Origin of the sequence: Rubinisphaera margarita, assembly GCF_022267515.1 — a bacterium.
Taxonomy (GTDB): domain Bacteria; phylum Planctomycetota; class Planctomycetia; order Planctomycetales; family Planctomycetaceae; genus Rubinisphaera; species Rubinisphaera margarita.
Genome location: NZ_JAKFGB010000012.1, coordinates 761445 through 776624 on the forward strand (window position 1 = coordinate 761445; position 15180 = coordinate 776624).

Consider the following 15180-nt stretch of genomic DNA (forward strand, 5'->3'; position numbering starts at 1 on the left):
ATCAACCTGTAGACGACCGTAGCGACAGTACCTCTCTCCAAATAACGAATTCGTCTGTCATAAATTTCCATTTTTTCTATTGACCTTTGGCAAGAAACCTGTATGGACAACCGTTTCCGTGAGCGGTTGTTCAATGTGGCGCCCGATCACTTTCTCTCTCGCCTCGATATCGGGTATCAGGGATGTCTCGTGAAGTTGGTCTATACTTCGTGGTAATGCTTCCCGCTCAGCGGTTCTCGCTCAATGACTAAACGAGCTCAAGGCGATTTTCTACCGCCCGAAGGGGACAGTGTCGTCACGTCTTTGACCCTTCTGAATGAGCTCGGGGCCGGCTGTGATGACGCCTGGACGGAATTCATTCTGAAGTACCGACCATGGTTGATGAGAAACTGCAGGCGAGCCGGGCTTTCTGAAGATGATGCAGAGAACGTCATTCAGGAGGTTCTGCTGACATTGCACCGTAGGATCAATCAGTTCAACCGGGCACGACGAGGATCATTTCGGCGCTGGCTGCGGCTCGTGCTTCGCTCACGAGTTGTGGATCTCTTTCGGAGCAGCAACAAGTTTCAGGAAGAGCTGAAGATTGCGGCGGCGCGTCGTCAGGATCGGAATTGTTCGGGGCAGCAGGAAGAGGTCGACCGGCACGGTCGCTTTTCGAGGACAATGGAACTCATTAAAGCGGAGTTCTCTGATCGCGATCTCATTATCCTGATGCAGTACCTGGCGTATGGTCAATCGGCCCGGAGCATCGCGGAGGAATTCGATGTCACGCCCAATACCGTCTACCTGATTCGCTCTCGCATTCTGAAACGCGTGAGGGAGGCAATCTTATCGCTTGAGGAGAAGTAGCGGCGGTCGCGGTCTGACAGGCTCAGGTAGCAGCCTGCAACTTGGCCTGGATCGATTTCAAATCGTTACAGAGCAGAAGTAGCTCGTTTTCATACCGCGAGACCAGGGCATCCAGCAGCTGACCGCCCTGGTTTTTGACCTTCTCTTCGATTGCGAGGACCGTTTCGCAGGGTGGAAGGGACGTTCCGAAGTTGTAAACCAGCCCCTTGAGTCGATGGGCCCGCTGACCAGCCGTTTCCCAGTCTTGCTGGGAGATCGCATCTTTCAATCCGTCGAGCTGCTCTGGATAGTCTTCGCAGAACATAGTGATCATGTCAGAAAACAGACCGGGATCATCGCCCATGCGCCGCAATGCTTCACGATATGTCTGAGGAACCGCGAACTCCTCTTTCTTCTGCGGCTGATTGTTCAGATGGGGCTGATCGGTCACGTGAGGTACTTTCGTAGTCTGACGTCCTCGGGGGCGCGAGAGGGTCTCAATCATTCGCAGTAGTGCCACCGAATCGACGGGCTTGGACAGGTAATCGGAAGCACCGGCGTCGAGGCAACGTTCGCGATCCCCTTTCATCGTATGGGCGGTGAGAGCGACAATTGGAATCGGATTCGCGACTCCGGATTCCCGTTCACTTTGCCTGATGGCCTTGGTGGCCTGCAGACCGTCCATCGTGGGCATTTGCATGTCCATCAGAATCGTGTCGAACTGCTCCGTGTAATACAGGTCGAGAGCTTCCCGGCCGTTGTTCGCCAAAACGACCTCATGTCCTCGTTTGAGCAGGATCTGTTGCACGACCTTCTGGTTGGCGGGGGTGTCTTCGGCCACCAGGATGCGGAGTGGCTGCGTGTCGGTCCGATGGATCTTCTTTTGATGAATGACGTCGCGCGGACGCCCGCTCAAAAGCTTGATCAGCGTGTCCATCAGCGTCGATTGCCCGACCGGTTTTTCCACGAATCCGTCGATTGGCAGGGATTCGCAGCGGGTTTCGAACATCGTCCGATCAGCCGACGAGAGCATCAACAGGGTGAGGTCAGGCTGCAGACCTGCGGAATGAACAGCTTCCACGAGATCGAATCCATCGATTTCCGGCATCAGACCATCGACAAGCAGAACGCGGTATTGAGGGATGAGTCCCTGGATCTTCGCGTCCTTGAGAATCGAGAGGGCTTCAGAAGCTGAGGAAGCGACATCCACTTCCATTCGCCAGTTGAGCAACGTGGACTTCAGTGTCCGCAAACTGGTCTTGTTGTCATCAACAATGAGAACGCGAGCGCCCTGAAAATCGTCAATGGTGATCGAACGCGTTGGTGGCGTGCTCGTGGCCGTTCCGAGCGGCAACGGGACCCGAACATCAAACTGACTCCCCGATCCGAACTCACTGCTCACCGTGATGGAACCATGCATCTGCTGCGTGATCTCTTTGCAGATGGCCAGTCCGAGACCGGTGCCCACGTAACTTCGAGTAGGGGAGGCATCAACCTGCGTGAAGGGCGAGAAGATACGATCCTGATCCTCGGTCGAGATACCGATTCCGGTATCAATAACACTGATCAGAACATCTGCGACATCGTCATCGTCGTTCATCTCGGCCGTGACATCGATGAAGACTTCGCCCTGCTCGGTGAACTTGATGGCGTTGGACACGATGTTGACGACGACCTGTCGCAGCCGGTTCTTGTCTCCGATGACAAACTTGGGGACGTCGGGCGCGATGTGCGAAATCAGTTCGAGCCCTTTCTCGTGGGCCCGCAGCGAGAGCGTTTTCAGAGTCTGGTCGATCAAATGCGGCAGATTGAAAGCGGCGTTGTCGAGTTCAAAATGCCCGGTCTCCATCCGCGAAAAGTCGAGGATGTCGTTGATCAGATAGGTCAACGTCTGGGCCGCTTCCCGGGCCGTCTGCACATAGTCCCGCATAACGTCCGAAATGTCTTCATCGAGTGCCAGATCGGTCATGCCGATGATGGCATTCAGGGGAGTCCGTAGTTCATGGCTGATATTGGCCAGGAACTCGGTCTTCGATTTGTTCCCCGATTCCGCCAGGTCGAGAGCGTGCCTCAATTCTTCCTGGAAGCGGGCATTCTCGCTGCGATCGAGAACGAAGGCGATGACAACGTCTTCATGAGTCGTCGCTGCGGCTCCAACAAGAACGTTCTTCTTCTCACCCGACTTCGTGATCACCTTCTTCTCATACGGCGTCACACGGCGGCTCTCGATGACTTCATCGACCGCCTGGCGATCTCGCTCGGTGTACTCCTCGGGAGTCAGATCTTTCCAGTTCAACGCCCCTTCGTCGAGCTCGGCACGCGTGTAGCCGACAATGTCGAGCAAGGCATCATTGGCTTCGAGGATCGGCCCCTGCAGCCGGCACAGCATGACTCCGATGACGTTGGAATCGATCAGGTCGCGATAAGTCGTTTCCAAGGCGGTCAGCTTTCGCTGCGTTGAGAGGATCTGCTCGTAATATTCGCGGGAATTACGCTCGGCGACCTTGGCTTTCGCTTCATTGGTCAGCGCGACCCGCTCAACGCGCTGAAGCATTCCGATCAGACTGCAGATCAGCCCGCCTTCGAACAGGAAGACCCCGACCTTGGCGAAGGGAGTGAGTGAGAACTGATCCACGCTCAATTCAAAGGGCATGAAGAAATAAAGGATGAACAGAGCACTGGTCGCGAGAGCCGTTACACCGGCTTTCAACCCCCCCAGTCGGGCTGCGGCAATGATCCCAGCCGGGAAGAGCAGAAAGGGCGTCTCCGTTTGATCGAAGCCGTAGTCGAGAAAGAATTTGCAGATCAAAGCGACAATGGCCGCGCAAATCCCGATAGCCGCGGAACGGATTAAGTCCCGCGACCCTGAAGACTTGTCAGGAGGGTTCGCATTGCTCAACATTTCGCAACAGATGCCGGAGTCATGAGAGGATCCAGAAGATCTTGGCGGTCTTCATCAAGGGAGTAAGTCATGTGCACTTCAGGGGCCCGCAGCATTTGGTGGCGAGTCGAACGACGGCAACACAGAACCTTACACTGGAGAGGAATAAGGGGCCCACAGACAGGGGGGAGAATTCACTTAACAGGCAGTCGCGCAGAATGTCACCATCGCGGTCAAAAGCTGCACCTTTCATGCCGGGGAGCCACCCCGACTTCAAAAACATCGTGTCGTTGTAAGGTGTCTTCTGGTAACCAGATACGTGGTTGTTCGGCAGTCACCTATGGGCGCAGTTACACCTCGCCCACTGGTTCCTGACACGTCATGCTGAACGCTCAGCGATCAATTTCGCGAACTCTACTCTTGATCTCCATCCTGATCCTTCTCCCCCTCCACCAGCACGTTGCTGTCGAAGCGGATTCCGAAAGTCTGAATCCGGTCCCGTATTTTTCCCCGAGTGATCCCCAGGATCTCCGAGGCTCGCGTCTGATTGCCTCCGGTATGTTGAAGCACCCGTGTCAGCAACAGTTTTTCCATGATCTCCAGCGTTTCCGCATACAGATCGGTACTGTTGGCTTTCAGTCGCGAATTAATGAACGAGCCGATATCAATCCCGGAATCGTCCTTGCTCTTCTGGGGCGATACCTGGGAACGTCTTCCGTGTCGAACTTCCGCCGGGATCGAGTCAGGAACGATGACTGTCCCGGTCGTATTGATCAGGGACTGACGGATCACGCTCTGTAATTCGCGAACGTTGCCCGGCCAGTTGTAGGCCTGGTAAACCGCCAGCGCGTCCGGAGAAATCCCGACGACCTCCTGCTTGTCCAGTTCGAGTCGAACCTTGGAGAAGAAGTATTCAATCAGTTTGACGATGTCGTCGCCCCGTTCCTGCAACGGAGGCAGATTGATCGTAATCCCGTTGAGGCGGTAGTAGAGGTCGGCGCGGTACTCGCCATTTTTAACCATTTGCTCCAGATCGCGATTGGTCGCGGCGACGATGCGGACGTCGGTCGAAATCGTTTCGTTACCCCCGACTCGTTCGAACTTCTGTTCCTGCAGCAATCGCAGCACCTTGCCCTGCACGAGCGGTGTCATGTCGCCAATTTCATCCAGGAACAGCGTGCCGCCATTACATTGCTCGAACTTGCCGATGCGACGCTTGTCGGCTCCGGTGAATGACCCCTTCTCGTGTCCGAACAATTCGCTTTCCAGAAGCTGATCGGGAATCGCGGCACAGTTGACCGCCATGAAGGGCTCTTCTGATCGGTTGCTGTACTGGTAGATGGCACGGGCAACGAGTTCCTTCCCCGATCCGCTTTCGCCGCGAATCAGGACGGTCACGTTCTGCTTCGCAACCCGGCCGACCTGCTTGAAGACCTCCATCATCTGGGTGCTCGACCCGACGAACAGATCCCCCTGCACCTCTGCGGTCGAGATGGCTTCGACCGCGACGGGGATATTCATCAGCTGCTTCGACTCAATTGCCGATTGAACGAGCGTATTGAGCTGCGTCAGGTCCAGAGGCTTGGTTACGTAATCGAAGGCACCGAGTTGCATGGCACGAATTGCCGTGGCGCTGTCGGTTCCTGCCGTGATGAAGATGACGGGCGTCTTCCGGTCGATCTCGCGGATTCTCTGAAAGACCTCGAGACCCGATGTCTTGGGAAGCATGATATCCAGGAGAATGACGTCTGGCTTCATCTCCAGAACCAGATTGAGCCCCTGTTGACTCTCTTCGGCTTCATGCACTTCGCAATCGATGCGCTGCAGGGAATGAGAAACCATGTGCCGAATTGCGCGGTCATCGTCGATGATCAAGACAATAGGCATAGCTAAATTCGTTCGCTTTCTAACTCACGGCTGGTGAGGATTTACTGGATGGCAAGCCGTGTGGCCCAATTTCCCGCCTGTGCTGTCTACGGCGACAGCCCTCTCGATCCAGCTGAGAGGAACGTTAGCGATCGGCTGCTGGCGGGAACGGCAACCGATTCGTCACTCATGTCGCCAGTCGATTCTACAGTTTCCACCCTGAGCACGCATCCGATTTCGAGGGAATCGCAGCGAGCCGGAGGCGTTGATCCCGGACGCGGTCTTAGAATGGCCAGAACTCATAGGTCGCATAAAGCGCAAGGCAGGAGGTCACGAGTCCCGTGAACACGAATAAGCCGTCGCGAGACGTCAGTCCCAATGAGAAGAGGACGATCGCTCCGCTGGGAATCGCGACCCCCCAGGGGATCAGCGCGAGAGGATAAAACGTCAGCGCGAGAAGAATGGCCAGGCCGGCCACGATTTGACTGAAAGGGGTCTTCGTCAACATGGTCCAGCGCTTGGCCAGCCACTGATCGACCCACTTCGCCCAAGGGCGGATCTTGTCGGTCCCGTTGCTGAGCTTCTCGCGCTTGAACGAGATCGACATCAAGCGTGAGGGGAGCCAGGGGTGCTTTCTGTTCAACAGAAGTTGACTGGCGATCAGGATGATCATCGTTCCTGTAATGACCGACATGCCCGGAATCGCTCCCAAGGGCGAAAGCGCGATGAACGAGGGCAAAAGCAGGAGAGGCCCGAATGAGCGGCTTTCCACGGTGCCCATAAGATCGCTGAGCGTTATGGTCTCGCCATCTGTTTTCTCGACGAGGCGGTCGAGCAGGTCTTCCAGGTTTTCTACGTCAGACATCAAGCAGGCCCGATCTTGGAGGTGTAATCAACTCAGGCAGTAAATCTGCCGACTAGATGAGCACATTCTGCGCCAGATGAAGTTCGGCTGCCAAATCAATGCGGTGGTGGTCGCTCGGCGACCAGCCCGACTTCGAAAGGCTCGAATCTGACGAAAGATGGTGGAGGGCTTGACCTCATATACAGCCCACAAAGGCTCCGCCGACATTGGCACGCGCTTTGCGAAATCCTCAAGTTATTCCTGGCCTACGGCTTTCGATTCCGTGTCCTTCTCTTCACTACCGACCCTGGTCGGTGGAGAAATACGAAAGCCTTGATCGACCGAAGGAGTGAAACAGCATGGTGCTGAGTTCACTGCCGTCCGCGACGGACGATTCGGAATCTGGTCAGTGACTGCGACTATTTACGGATCGCAGGACACGGAGCAGATGACTCACAGAAGGTAACCGAGTTTGACATCGGAGTCATCTGGCGAAACCTCAGAGGCAAGCGGACCGTTGGTCAGGCTTGTCGGAACTATTCGAAAGGAAGTGTTCAAAATGGCTACGGAAACCAAACTGAATCTCAAACAATCGACCATCGAAAAGCTGCAGGATCTGATCCAGGTCAATATCGATAGTGCCAAGGGCTTCAACGAAGCAGCCGACAATGTCGATGACACGATCCTCAGCGAGAAACTCCGCCAGGTCGCCAATGAGCGGCAGCGTCAGGCGACTGAACTGCAGGACTATGTCTGTGCAAACAACGAAGAGCCTCGACGTGAAGGTTCTTACGCCGCCTCGATGCATCGCACCTGGATGGACATTCGGGCGATGTTCTCGTCGAATGACACCTACGCAATCATGGCGGAAGCTGAGCGTGGGGAAGACAAGATTAAGGAAGCCTACGAGGATGCTTTGAAGGACGAGCCGGGCACGGCTATGAATGATGTCCTGCTGCGTCAGTATGAAGACGTGAAGAGCATCCACGACAGTGTTCGTGACATTCGCGATTCACTCAAGTCCTAATCACAGGCCTGCCAGAACCAGCCGGGCAGTTAAGCGGCATCGTCCGCGTACGGCTGAAGAAATAAACGAGAACCAAGGGCGAGCGAGAGCTCGCAGAAGCCGCTTCGTTCACTCGGAGCGGCTTTCTTTACACAATGACAACACGAACCGTCGGACACGACCAGCGGGTCATTCATCGCCAAGGATTGTCAACGATGTCCAATCAAGTGAAATCAAGCAGCTGGCAGCTGATCCGGCAAATCGCCGTGGGAATCGCCGGCGGGATCGTGATCCTGCTCGGCGGGATCATGCTGGTCACACCCGGTCCCGGGCTGGTGATGATCGCAGTGGGCCTGGCAATTCTGGGGACCGAGTTTGTCTGGGCCCGCCACCTGCGGAATCGCGTTCAGAAATACGTACGCGAGAAAGTCGATAATGCCCGAAATCGGAAGCGTGATTCTGAGCAGAAAAGCAAAAGCCCGGCAGAGACCTCCCGACGGACAAAGCGTTTGATCGAACGAGATACGGTCAACGTCAGCTGACCAGTTTTCTGGTCAGCTTCGCGACGTGCTCACCCTGAAAACGGGCAATACTTAACTCGTTTTCAGTAGGCTGCCGACTGCCGTCGGCATCTGCCATGGTCGTCGCTCCGTAAGGTGTGCCGCCCGTGATTTCGGACATCACCGTGAGTCCGGGACACGAATACGGCACCCCTACGATGACCATTCCGTGGTGCAACAGCGTGGTGTGGAAGCTGGTGATCGTCGTTTCCTGCCCACCATGCTGAGATCCCGTGGAGGCGAAGACGCTTCCAATCTTGCCAATGAGCGACCCTTTCTTCCACAGCCCACCTGTCGCGTCCAGCAGCGCCCTCATCTGCGCCGCCATGTTCCCGAATCGGGTGGGTGTGCCGAAGATAATGGCGTCTGCTTCGGCAAGCTGGGCGGGCGCAATCAAGGGAATGTGCTCGAATGCTTTCTTCGCCTCAGCTGCCCCCATCTTCTCCAGGATTTCGTCGGAGAGAGTTTCCTCCACCTGAAAAAGGCTGACTTCCGATCCCTCGACAGACTTCGCCCCGTCGGACACTGCTTGGGCCATCTGGTAGACATGGCCGTAAGTGCTATAGAAAACGACATAGATCTTCATGGGAACTCCCCGATCGGCAAAGTCTCTGCGAGTGGACGTTCATTTTCGTTTGCGCTGATCTTGTGAGCTTCAAGCCGCCTATTCCGTCTTCAGGTCGAAGTTCTCGGTATCCGATCCGGAACTGACATCCGCGGTCAGCTCGGTTTCGCTGTGGTATTTGGGCGGCAAGAGTTCTTCTCTCGCTTCCACGAGTGGCTGATCTCCTTCTCCACCGGACAGTGCGCGTTCCGTCGTGATAGTCACCTGATGCTGACCGGGTACGGCTCCGTCACGATCGGCACTGTACTTCAACGTATAGTTGCCGCTGGCATCGGTGACCCCGGTGGAGCTGCGACCTTCGGCTGGGATAAACGTAACCGTTGCTCCTTCGAGCGGCTGGCCATCGAGCGTCACTGTTCCTGAGACTGACGACAAATCGGGTCCGGAGGATGACCCTCCACAGCCGATCAGGACGATGCTGCATAGCATTGCCAATGCGAGTTGAATGGAAGAGCGAGTGCGAAGCGGAGAATACGTAATCATGGGAGCACTTTCGAAAGGGGGCATAGGAAGTGAAGACACGGGCGGAACGGTTACTCGTTCAGAGAGGAGGCTCTAGCTGAGTTTGTTTTCTCCACGATTCTCAGCCTGCTGGATCGTCAGTGGCCAGCCCGGGAACTGATTCGATGGATCATCATCCGTCACATCGATCGAGAAGCGAAACGACTCCAGCTTGTAGGTCCTGGCGGCGGGATCGATCGTTACCAGTCCCAGACCGCTTCCTTTCTGGTGGGCCTTTTCGTATCGATTCTTTTTCGTACCGACTTCAGGGTTCCCGACCGCATACACGTAGACGCGATTGCCGAGTCCATCTTCGAACTCGCCTGTATTCGGGAGGCCATGTTTCGGTCGGTTCTCATGGTCCATGCCAATTTCATCGGGCCGCCACCAGCGCGGATAACCGGCGGCGATCGCCGGAGTGCAGAACGACCAGTTGCTGTCCCGCTGTCGTTCGACGCCGTACTGGCAGACAGTCGTGAGATGCTGGTCGCCGTTGATATGCAGGGCCATTGATCTGCGAAGGATGTCGACGGTTTCGTCCCGCTTGGTCTGGGGCCAGCCCCCGCAGTCGAGGTCTGCCTTCAAATAGCCATCGTACCCGCCGTGATGAGTGGCGACTCCCGCGAAGACGGTTTGACTCAACAAGACTTTGATGGTGTGGCCACGCCAGTCATCGGCCCACTGTTTCAGGAACTCTTCCTGGCGTTCTCCCAGGAGGACGAGATCAGGCTGATCGAGCTTCGAGGTATCGAAGTCTCTGTCCATGACATGGTCAGCTCGTCCGCTTCCGGTATCGACCCGTTCCGGTCCGCTCTTCCACTGTCGATCGGCAATAATCGCGAAGCTCACGCCGCCATAGACCAGATCGCCATAATAGACGTTCATGCCCTGCTCGGCGGGAGTCGGATCGAATGCGTCGGGATGGTGAGCGGTGCAGGTCCGGTGTACGGCGTTGACCATTCGCACTGGTTCGCGATATCCGCCCTTGGATGAAGTTCCGGCATCGAGATCCTTCATAGCTTTACCGCCCTCGCCCCAGAGGTTGCCCTGGAAAACGTCGTGATCGTCGGGAAGGCAGAGAGTGGGACGATCGCGCATCGCTTCGCGGAAGGACCAGCCGAACTGATAGTACTTGCGAAGGTAATTCAGAATCGCCCGGTCAGCGGGATCGCGAACCACGCCGAAGCCGCCGTGGCTCTCGTAAATCTGATCGCCTGAAAAGTAGAGCATGTCCGGAGCGAGCTTTCGCAGGCTCTCGGCAACAGGCTCGTAAGGGAAGGCGTAATCATTCTGACAGGTTAGTGCTCCGAAGCGGAGCGGACGCCCCTCCGGTTCCGCCTGAATGATACCGGTCCATTCGTAGTCGTTCGTCTCGCCGTTGGTCCACTTCTGTTGATAGAGAAGACGAAACGGCGTTTCGGTCGTCTGGTCCCAATTCGCAATGCGAAACGTCGCCACCCACGCGTCGGTATCCAGGGAAGCGTCCTTGAGTGTTTCCCACTGACCGTCCCGCTGAACCTGCAACTGCAGCGTCTGGTTATCCTGTTGACCGAGAGGGCCGGTCAGTCCGCTCAACTTGAGAACGTATCCTTCGTCGCTGCGGGTATCACTCAGCGAATACATCGACCAGAGGATCGGTCCAAATTTGTGATCTTCGGTCACGGTAAATGCGCCGCCGCCGACCTGCCAGTCACGAAAGCGGAAGCGACTGCCGTTCGGCTTGTTCGGAGGGGTATTGAAGTTGTGTGCCAGAGCGACGTTTCCCAGAATCGCCTGTCGCCGGAACGTCTGAGTCACTGTACCGAGCGTTTTCTCGTGTGCCCGGGCGGTCAGGGTCAGCGAATATTGATTTCCCTCCGGTGAGCCGGCGACGTCAAGTGTGATCGGTCCGTCGCCCGAGGGATTAGTCAACTCCTGTCTCTTCCCTCCGAGAACCAGCGCATTGTTGGTCAGTCCGGCGGTGATTCCTCCCGGTGCGAAGCAGTTGCTGCGATATTCGTTGAGATCACTGCTGACGCCGATACGGAATCCTGCTCCGCCATCCTTGGGGCCCGCAGCGACCCGAGTGACTTCGACCTGCATGCGGAATGAGGCGTCGGAATCGGTGAGCTGATGAGTGACCAGGTGGACGCTGCGATTCCCAGCGGCTGACTGGCACTCGGCTGCTCCCTCAGTAATCCGCCAGTCTTCCATGGGATTGGCCCAGAACTCTTCACCGAGCCAGACCCGATCCGGAGTTTTCGACCAGTTTCCCACGGAAGTCAGCGAGAGGTCCTTCGCATCGCTCGCTGCGACCGGTCGAGGGGCCGTCTGCAGTCCCAGAATGCCGGAGCCAGCGGTGATGAGTTTCAGTGCCACGCGCCGTGGAATGTGGGTAATCATAGGCTCTTGTCGCTCGTAGACTGGAAGATCTGATCGCGGCCCCGACAGAATTTGCGCGGCCCAGCCTCCTTCGTTGAGGCTGTTCATTCGGAGATGGTCTGCTGCTTTTAGATAACAATCCGGATGCATATGGTCAATCGTTGATGGATCTTCGCCCGGAAAGAGAACGCGGAGGCCACAGTCCAATTGGTTCACGGAAGTAAGCGGAGCAATGAGTGTGGCAGGAAGCAAGCGGATCCTGCGGGCGGCCAGCGGGGCCATTCAGCATGCGGTCGACTCAAGTCGAGCCAATTTGCCGTTCGAGAGATGCCCCCTGCTCCAGTAGCTTCGGAGCAGAGGCACTCCGTAATTGAATTCAGTGGGATATTCTAGCCGTGGTGGCGGTCCTGGTAACGGTTGGCCAGTTCTTGAGCCGGATTCCGAACCGGACATTTCTGTCGAGCCAGTTCAGCACGTTCCGAAAGAATACGACCCGCAAAGATGCTCGTTGCCATGAAAGCGACGAGACTCGCCAGTCCGAGATAGAAACCAGCTGTGCTCAGAGCCAGAGTCGGCATAATCAGCAGAGCGGAGGTCAAGGCGAACACTCCGAGAGTTGTTACAGACAGAACAGCCAGGCGAGAGGAAGCGGGGTGGGATTCGGAAGAAGGAGCGTCGTGCTGGTAAGAATTCATTCAACGTCCACCTTGGTGAAATTGAGAAGTGGGTGTGCATTCCGTCAGGGTTGTCCAACGGAAAGGTCTCTGCATTCTGCCGCATTCCCTACGCATTGTCAAATTTTTATTCTTTTCATCGGTATTTCACCCTGTCGCAGTCCTCTATTCCCCGCTCTGGATCGTCGGGATTCCGTATTCTTCTGGAGGTTTGGCCGGGTGGTGGATTTTCTTTGGGGATTTCCCCGACAGTGCAGAAATTCACTTCAGTCACGAGAAATTGCTCTCGCCTCACTTTTCGGGATCTGGTATCAACCCCGCTAAGCCGGCTTCGAGCCATCGGCTCACCGCGCATCAGGGGGATGCGTTGACCGGCGGGGACTGACGGGTGTCAGTCTGTCAAACGGGGAGAAAAGGAATTCCAATGAAGACTCGTGTTACTTCGGCCGTAGCTTCGGCTGGACTCATGCTCGCTTTGTTCGTGCCCTCGGCGGAAGCCGGGCACGGTCACCACCATGGCGGATGCGGTGCTTCCGCTGCCGTTGGCTTCGCCGTCGGAGCCGTCGCCGGGCTGCTGGCCTCACCGCCACCACGCCGCCACGTTATTCACCATCATGCACCGCCGCCGGTCGTCATTTACGATCATCCGCCGGTTGTTCACCGGGACATCTATTACATGTCGCCACCACCGGCTTATCATCCGGCTCCGGCAGCGCCGAGCCTGGGTTACTCGCAGCAGGCCGCTCCTCCGCAACAGCAGTTCAGCGGATCGCAACCGGTCCAGACCACCGTTCAGAAGCCCATTCCGGGCACGATCGTGGAAAGTCTGCCGGCTGGCACAGTCAGCGAAGATCGGAACGGCATCAGCTATCTGACCGCTCAGGGCGTTTATTACCTGCCGGTTCAGGTCGGTAACGCCCAACGTTACGTGGTGGTGCAGCCGTAAGCAGTCATTGAAGACATCGAGGGACCTCCTCAATGGACCCGCTCGGGGCTTTGCCTCGCAGCGGGTCTTTTTCGTAGGGGGATTATCCCGCCGGGGCGGTGCCTCGACATTGCTGGTGAAACAACTAGACTCAGTTTCTCTCAACCGGCAGCGCGTGGTTGTTCCCCGATTTCGCCCAGGAACGATCCACGCATTTGATCAGATTTCGCTTCAGAACTGGATGGAAAGTACGTTCGTGTCCGCAGTCCCGAGTACCACCCGGCAGTGTGTCGAACAGTTGCAGTCGAACTCTCTCACTGGCACCGATCTGGCGGCTCATTTCGCCGAGCAGATCTCGACAAACGACTCCCGTATCGGGGCCTTTCTGCATTTCGATGCGGATCGCGTGCGCGAGTCCGCCGCAGAAGCCGATGAGACCGAGTCACCGCTCGCCGGAATTCCGGTCGCCATCAAGGACAATATCTGCGACGTCGATTCTTTCACGTCGTGTGCATCGCGTATGTTGCAGCAGTATCACTCGCCGTACGATGCCACGGTAATCCGAAAGCTCAAAGCGGCAGGAGCCGTGCTGCTGGGGAAGACGAACATGGACGAGTTCGCCATGGGCTCGTCGACGGAGAATTCGGCTCTCGGCCGGACGAACAATCCCTGGAATCTCGAGTGCGTACCTGGCGGTTCCTCCGGGGGATCGGCTGCTGCTGTCGCAGCGGGGCTTGCCCCTGTCGCATTGGGGAGTGATACCGGCGGTTCAATTCGTCAGCCAGCCGCTTTTTGTGGCGTCGTCGGAATGAAGCCGACCTATGGCCGGGTCTCGCGATACGGCCTCGTGGCTTTCGCCAGTTCGCTCGATCAGATTGGGCCTTTCTCTCGCGATGTTTACGGCGCAGCCGCGCTGCTCCAGGTAATTTCCGGTTACGATCCGCTCGACTCGACCTCTCTGGACGAACCGGTCCCTGATTATCTGGCGACCCTGGATCGACCGCTGGATAACCTGAAGTTGGGGGTCGTGGAAGACTGGTTTGGAGAGGGCGTCGATGAGAGCGTGAAGCAGGCCGTGACCGCTTCCGTGGATGTCTATCGCAAACTCGGGGCGGAGATTGTCCCGATCCACCTGCCACATTCGCAATACTGCGTGGCCACCTATTACATCATCGCGCCGTCGGAAGCATCAAGCAATCTGTCTCGATACGACGGAATTCACTACGGCCATCGGGCCGAGTCCTACGGCAACCTCCAGGAGTTGTATGCGAACTCGAGAACGGAAGGCTTCGGGCCCGAAGTGAAACGCCGCATCATGCTTGGTTGCTACGCTCTTTCGTCGGGCTATTACGATGCCTATTACCTGAAGGCACTGAAGGTGCGGCGGCTTATTCAGAAAGACTATCAGGACGCCTTCGAGAAGGTCGACATGCTGATCGGACCTGTGACTCCCGGTCCCGCCTTTCGACGAGGGGAATTCGTCGACGATCCTCTCCAGATGTATATGGCCGACATGTTCACGATCGGGGCCAATCTGTCGGGCATACCCGCTCTCTCGATCCCGTGCGGATTCACCAGCGACGGACTCCCGCTGGGTACGCAGCTGATCGGCCCGAAGCTGGGCGAAGAAAAGCTCCTCCGGGCAGCTCGCATGTTCGAGCAGGAACACTCCTGGCACGATGCTCAGCCGAGTCTGTAGAGCAAATTCAAAGTTTGACTGCGGATGTTTGCAGGAGCAAACTCAGCCTGGCAGGGGATTGGCGCCCAAGCGACTGCAGGAGAAGCATGAAAATGCTCTAGCTGTGGTCTCTGTCAGAAGCTGCGGGGGTATCTGTGTGGCCAAGATTTCGGCCGGGAGCGACCTGATCGCGGACCCGCTGCTTCAGCTCTTTAATATCTGGAAAGCGTCCCTCGGCTGTCCGGGACCAGATGGTCGTCCTGTTCGCGACGACTTCGAAGACACCGCCCGTGCCGGGACGCAGACCGACTTCCGCAAGTTCCTGCTCGAATGTCGTCAGCAGTTCCTGAGCCATCCACGCCGCACGCAGCATCCAGCGACACTGCGTGCAGTAGGTGATGGTGACAATGTTGCCGCCGGTTTCTGGCATG

The 15180-nt window shown here is 56.8% G+C and carries 13 protein-coding genes; 5 read left to right on the forward strand and 8 right to left on the reverse strand.

Features of this window, described 5'->3' with window-relative positions; genetic code table 11:
- Window positions 1-243 precede the first annotated feature (243 nt).
- Window positions 244-849, forward strand: a complete 606-nt coding sequence (locus tag L1A08_RS11385; RefSeq protein WP_238756521.1) for an RNA polymerase sigma factor — start codon at window positions 244-246, stop codon at window positions 847-849.
- 22 nt (window positions 850-871) lie between these two features.
- Here L1A08_RS11385 and L1A08_RS11390 read toward each other — a convergent pair whose 3' ends face one another.
- The 3 genes from L1A08_RS11390 to L1A08_RS11400 all read right to left on the reverse strand — a co-directional run bounded on the left by L1A08_RS11390 (window position 872) and on the right by L1A08_RS11400 (window position 6440).
- A complete protein-coding gene (locus L1A08_RS11390; protein ID WP_261362822.1) occupies window positions 872-3730 on the reverse strand; it encodes a response regulator in 2859 nt (952 codons plus the stop codon).
- A 393-nt stretch (window positions 3731-4123) separates the two neighbouring features.
- Window positions 4124-5596 (reverse strand): sigma-54-dependent transcriptional regulator, encoded by a 1473-nt coding sequence (locus tag L1A08_RS11395; protein ID WP_238756523.1) that lies wholly within the window; start codon window positions 5594-5596, stop codon window positions 4124-4126.
- 262 nt (window positions 5597-5858) lie between these two features.
- Complete coding sequence (locus tag L1A08_RS11400; protein WP_238756524.1) at window positions 5859-6440, reverse strand: exopolysaccharide biosynthesis protein; 582 nt, start codon at window positions 6438-6440, stop codon at window positions 5859-5861.
- Between the two features lie 538 nt (window positions 6441-6978).
- Between L1A08_RS11400 and L1A08_RS11405 the strand changes: the two genes are divergently transcribed.
- Window positions 6979-7446: a PA2169 family four-helix-bundle protein gene (locus tag L1A08_RS11405; RefSeq protein ID WP_238756525.1), complete on the forward strand. Its 468-nt coding sequence runs from the start codon at window positions 6979-6981 to the stop codon at window positions 7444-7446.
- A gap of 194 nt (window positions 7447-7640) precedes the next feature.
- On the forward strand, window positions 7641-7967 hold the full coding sequence (locus L1A08_RS11410) for a PGPGW domain-containing protein (protein ID WP_238756526.1): 327 nt from the start codon (window positions 7641-7643) through the stop codon (window positions 7965-7967).
- Here the strand turns inward: L1A08_RS11410 and wrbA are convergent.
- The 4 genes from wrbA to L1A08_RS11430 all read right to left on the reverse strand — a co-directional run bounded on the left by wrbA (window position 7960) and on the right by L1A08_RS11430 (window position 12167).
- Window positions 7960-8571, reverse strand: coding sequence for an NAD(P)H:quinone oxidoreductase (wrbA, locus tag L1A08_RS11415; protein ID WP_238756527.1), 612 nt, complete (start codon window positions 8569-8571; stop codon window positions 7960-7962). The genes L1A08_RS11410 and wrbA overlap by 8 nt on opposite strands.
- 78 nt (window positions 8572-8649) lie before the next feature.
- Window positions 8650-8985, reverse strand: coding sequence for a carboxypeptidase-like regulatory domain-containing protein (locus tag L1A08_RS11420; protein WP_238756528.1), 336 nt, complete (start codon window positions 8983-8985; stop codon window positions 8650-8652).
- 180 nt (window positions 8986-9165) lie between these two features.
- On the reverse strand, window positions 9166-11493 hold the full coding sequence (locus tag L1A08_RS11425; RefSeq protein WP_238756529.1) for an alkaline phosphatase D family protein: 2328 nt from the start codon (window positions 11491-11493) through the stop codon (window positions 9166-9168).
- A 368-nt stretch (window positions 11494-11861) separates the two neighbouring features.
- Window positions 11862-12167 (reverse strand): hypothetical protein, encoded by a 306-nt coding sequence (locus tag L1A08_RS11430; RefSeq protein WP_238756530.1) that lies wholly within the window; start codon window positions 12165-12167, stop codon window positions 11862-11864.
- Between the two features lie 403 nt (window positions 12168-12570).
- Between L1A08_RS11430 and L1A08_RS11435 the strand changes: the two genes are divergently transcribed.
- Both L1A08_RS11435 and gatA read left to right on the forward strand, forming a co-directional pair.
- Window positions 12571-13092 (forward strand): hypothetical protein, encoded by a 522-nt coding sequence (locus L1A08_RS11435; RefSeq protein WP_238756531.1) that lies wholly within the window; start codon window positions 12571-12573, stop codon window positions 13090-13092.
- Between the two features lie 235 nt (window positions 13093-13327).
- The gene (gene gatA / locus L1A08_RS11440) at window positions 13328-14770 is read left to right on the forward strand and encodes an Asp-tRNA(Asn)/Glu-tRNA(Gln) amidotransferase subunit GatA (protein ID WP_238756532.1); all 1443 of its coding nucleotides are present in this window, start codon (window positions 13328-13330) and stop codon (window positions 14768-14770) included.
- 97 nt (window positions 14771-14867) lie between these two features.
- Here gatA and L1A08_RS11445 read toward each other — a convergent pair whose 3' ends face one another.
- On the reverse strand, window positions 14868-15179 hold the full coding sequence (locus L1A08_RS11445) for a SelT/SelW/SelH family protein (protein WP_238756533.1): 312 nt from the start codon (window positions 15177-15179) through the stop codon (window positions 14868-14870).
- Between the last annotated feature and the right edge of the window lies 1 nt (window position 15180).

What these genes read in the sequence shown, in the direction of transcription:
- L1A08_RS11385 (WP_238756521.1), top strand. Translation starts at nt 244, where the DNA reads ATGACTAAACGAGCTCAAGGCGATTTTCTACCGCCCGAAGGGGACAGT.
- L1A08_RS11390 (WP_261362822.1), bottom strand. Translation starts at nt 3,730, where the DNA reads ATGTTGAGCAATGCGAACCCTCCTGACAAGTCTTCAGGGTCGCGGGAC.
- L1A08_RS11395 (WP_238756523.1), bottom strand. Translation starts at nt 5,596, where the DNA reads ATGCCTATTGTCTTGATCATCGACGATGACCGCGCAATTCGGCACATG.
- L1A08_RS11400 (WP_238756524.1), bottom strand. Translation starts at nt 6,440, where the DNA reads ATGTCTGACGTAGAAAACCTGGAAGACCTGCTCGACCGCCTCGTCGAG.
- L1A08_RS11405 (WP_238756525.1), top strand. Translation starts at nt 6,979, where the DNA reads ATGGCTACGGAAACCAAACTGAATCTCAAACAATCGACCATCGAAAAG.
- L1A08_RS11410 (WP_238756526.1), top strand. Translation starts at nt 7,641, where the DNA reads ATGTCCAATCAAGTGAAATCAAGCAGCTGGCAGCTGATCCGGCAAATC.
- wrbA (WP_238756527.1), bottom strand. Translation starts at nt 8,571, where the DNA reads ATGAAGATCTATGTCGTTTTCTATAGCACTTACGGCCATGTCTACCAG.
- L1A08_RS11425 (WP_238756529.1), bottom strand. Translation starts at nt 11,493, where the DNA reads ATGATTACCCACATTCCACGGCGCGTGGCACTGAAACTCATCACCGCT.
- L1A08_RS11430 (WP_238756530.1), bottom strand. Translation starts at nt 12,167, where the DNA reads ATGAATTCTTACCAGCACGACGCTCCTTCTTCCGAATCCCACCCCGCT.
- L1A08_RS11435 (WP_238756531.1), top strand. Translation starts at nt 12,571, where the DNA reads ATGAAGACTCGTGTTACTTCGGCCGTAGCTTCGGCTGGACTCATGCTC.
- L1A08_RS11445 (WP_238756533.1), bottom strand. Translation starts at nt 15,179, where the DNA reads ATGCCAGAAACCGGCGGCAACATTGTCACCATCACCTACTGCACGCAG.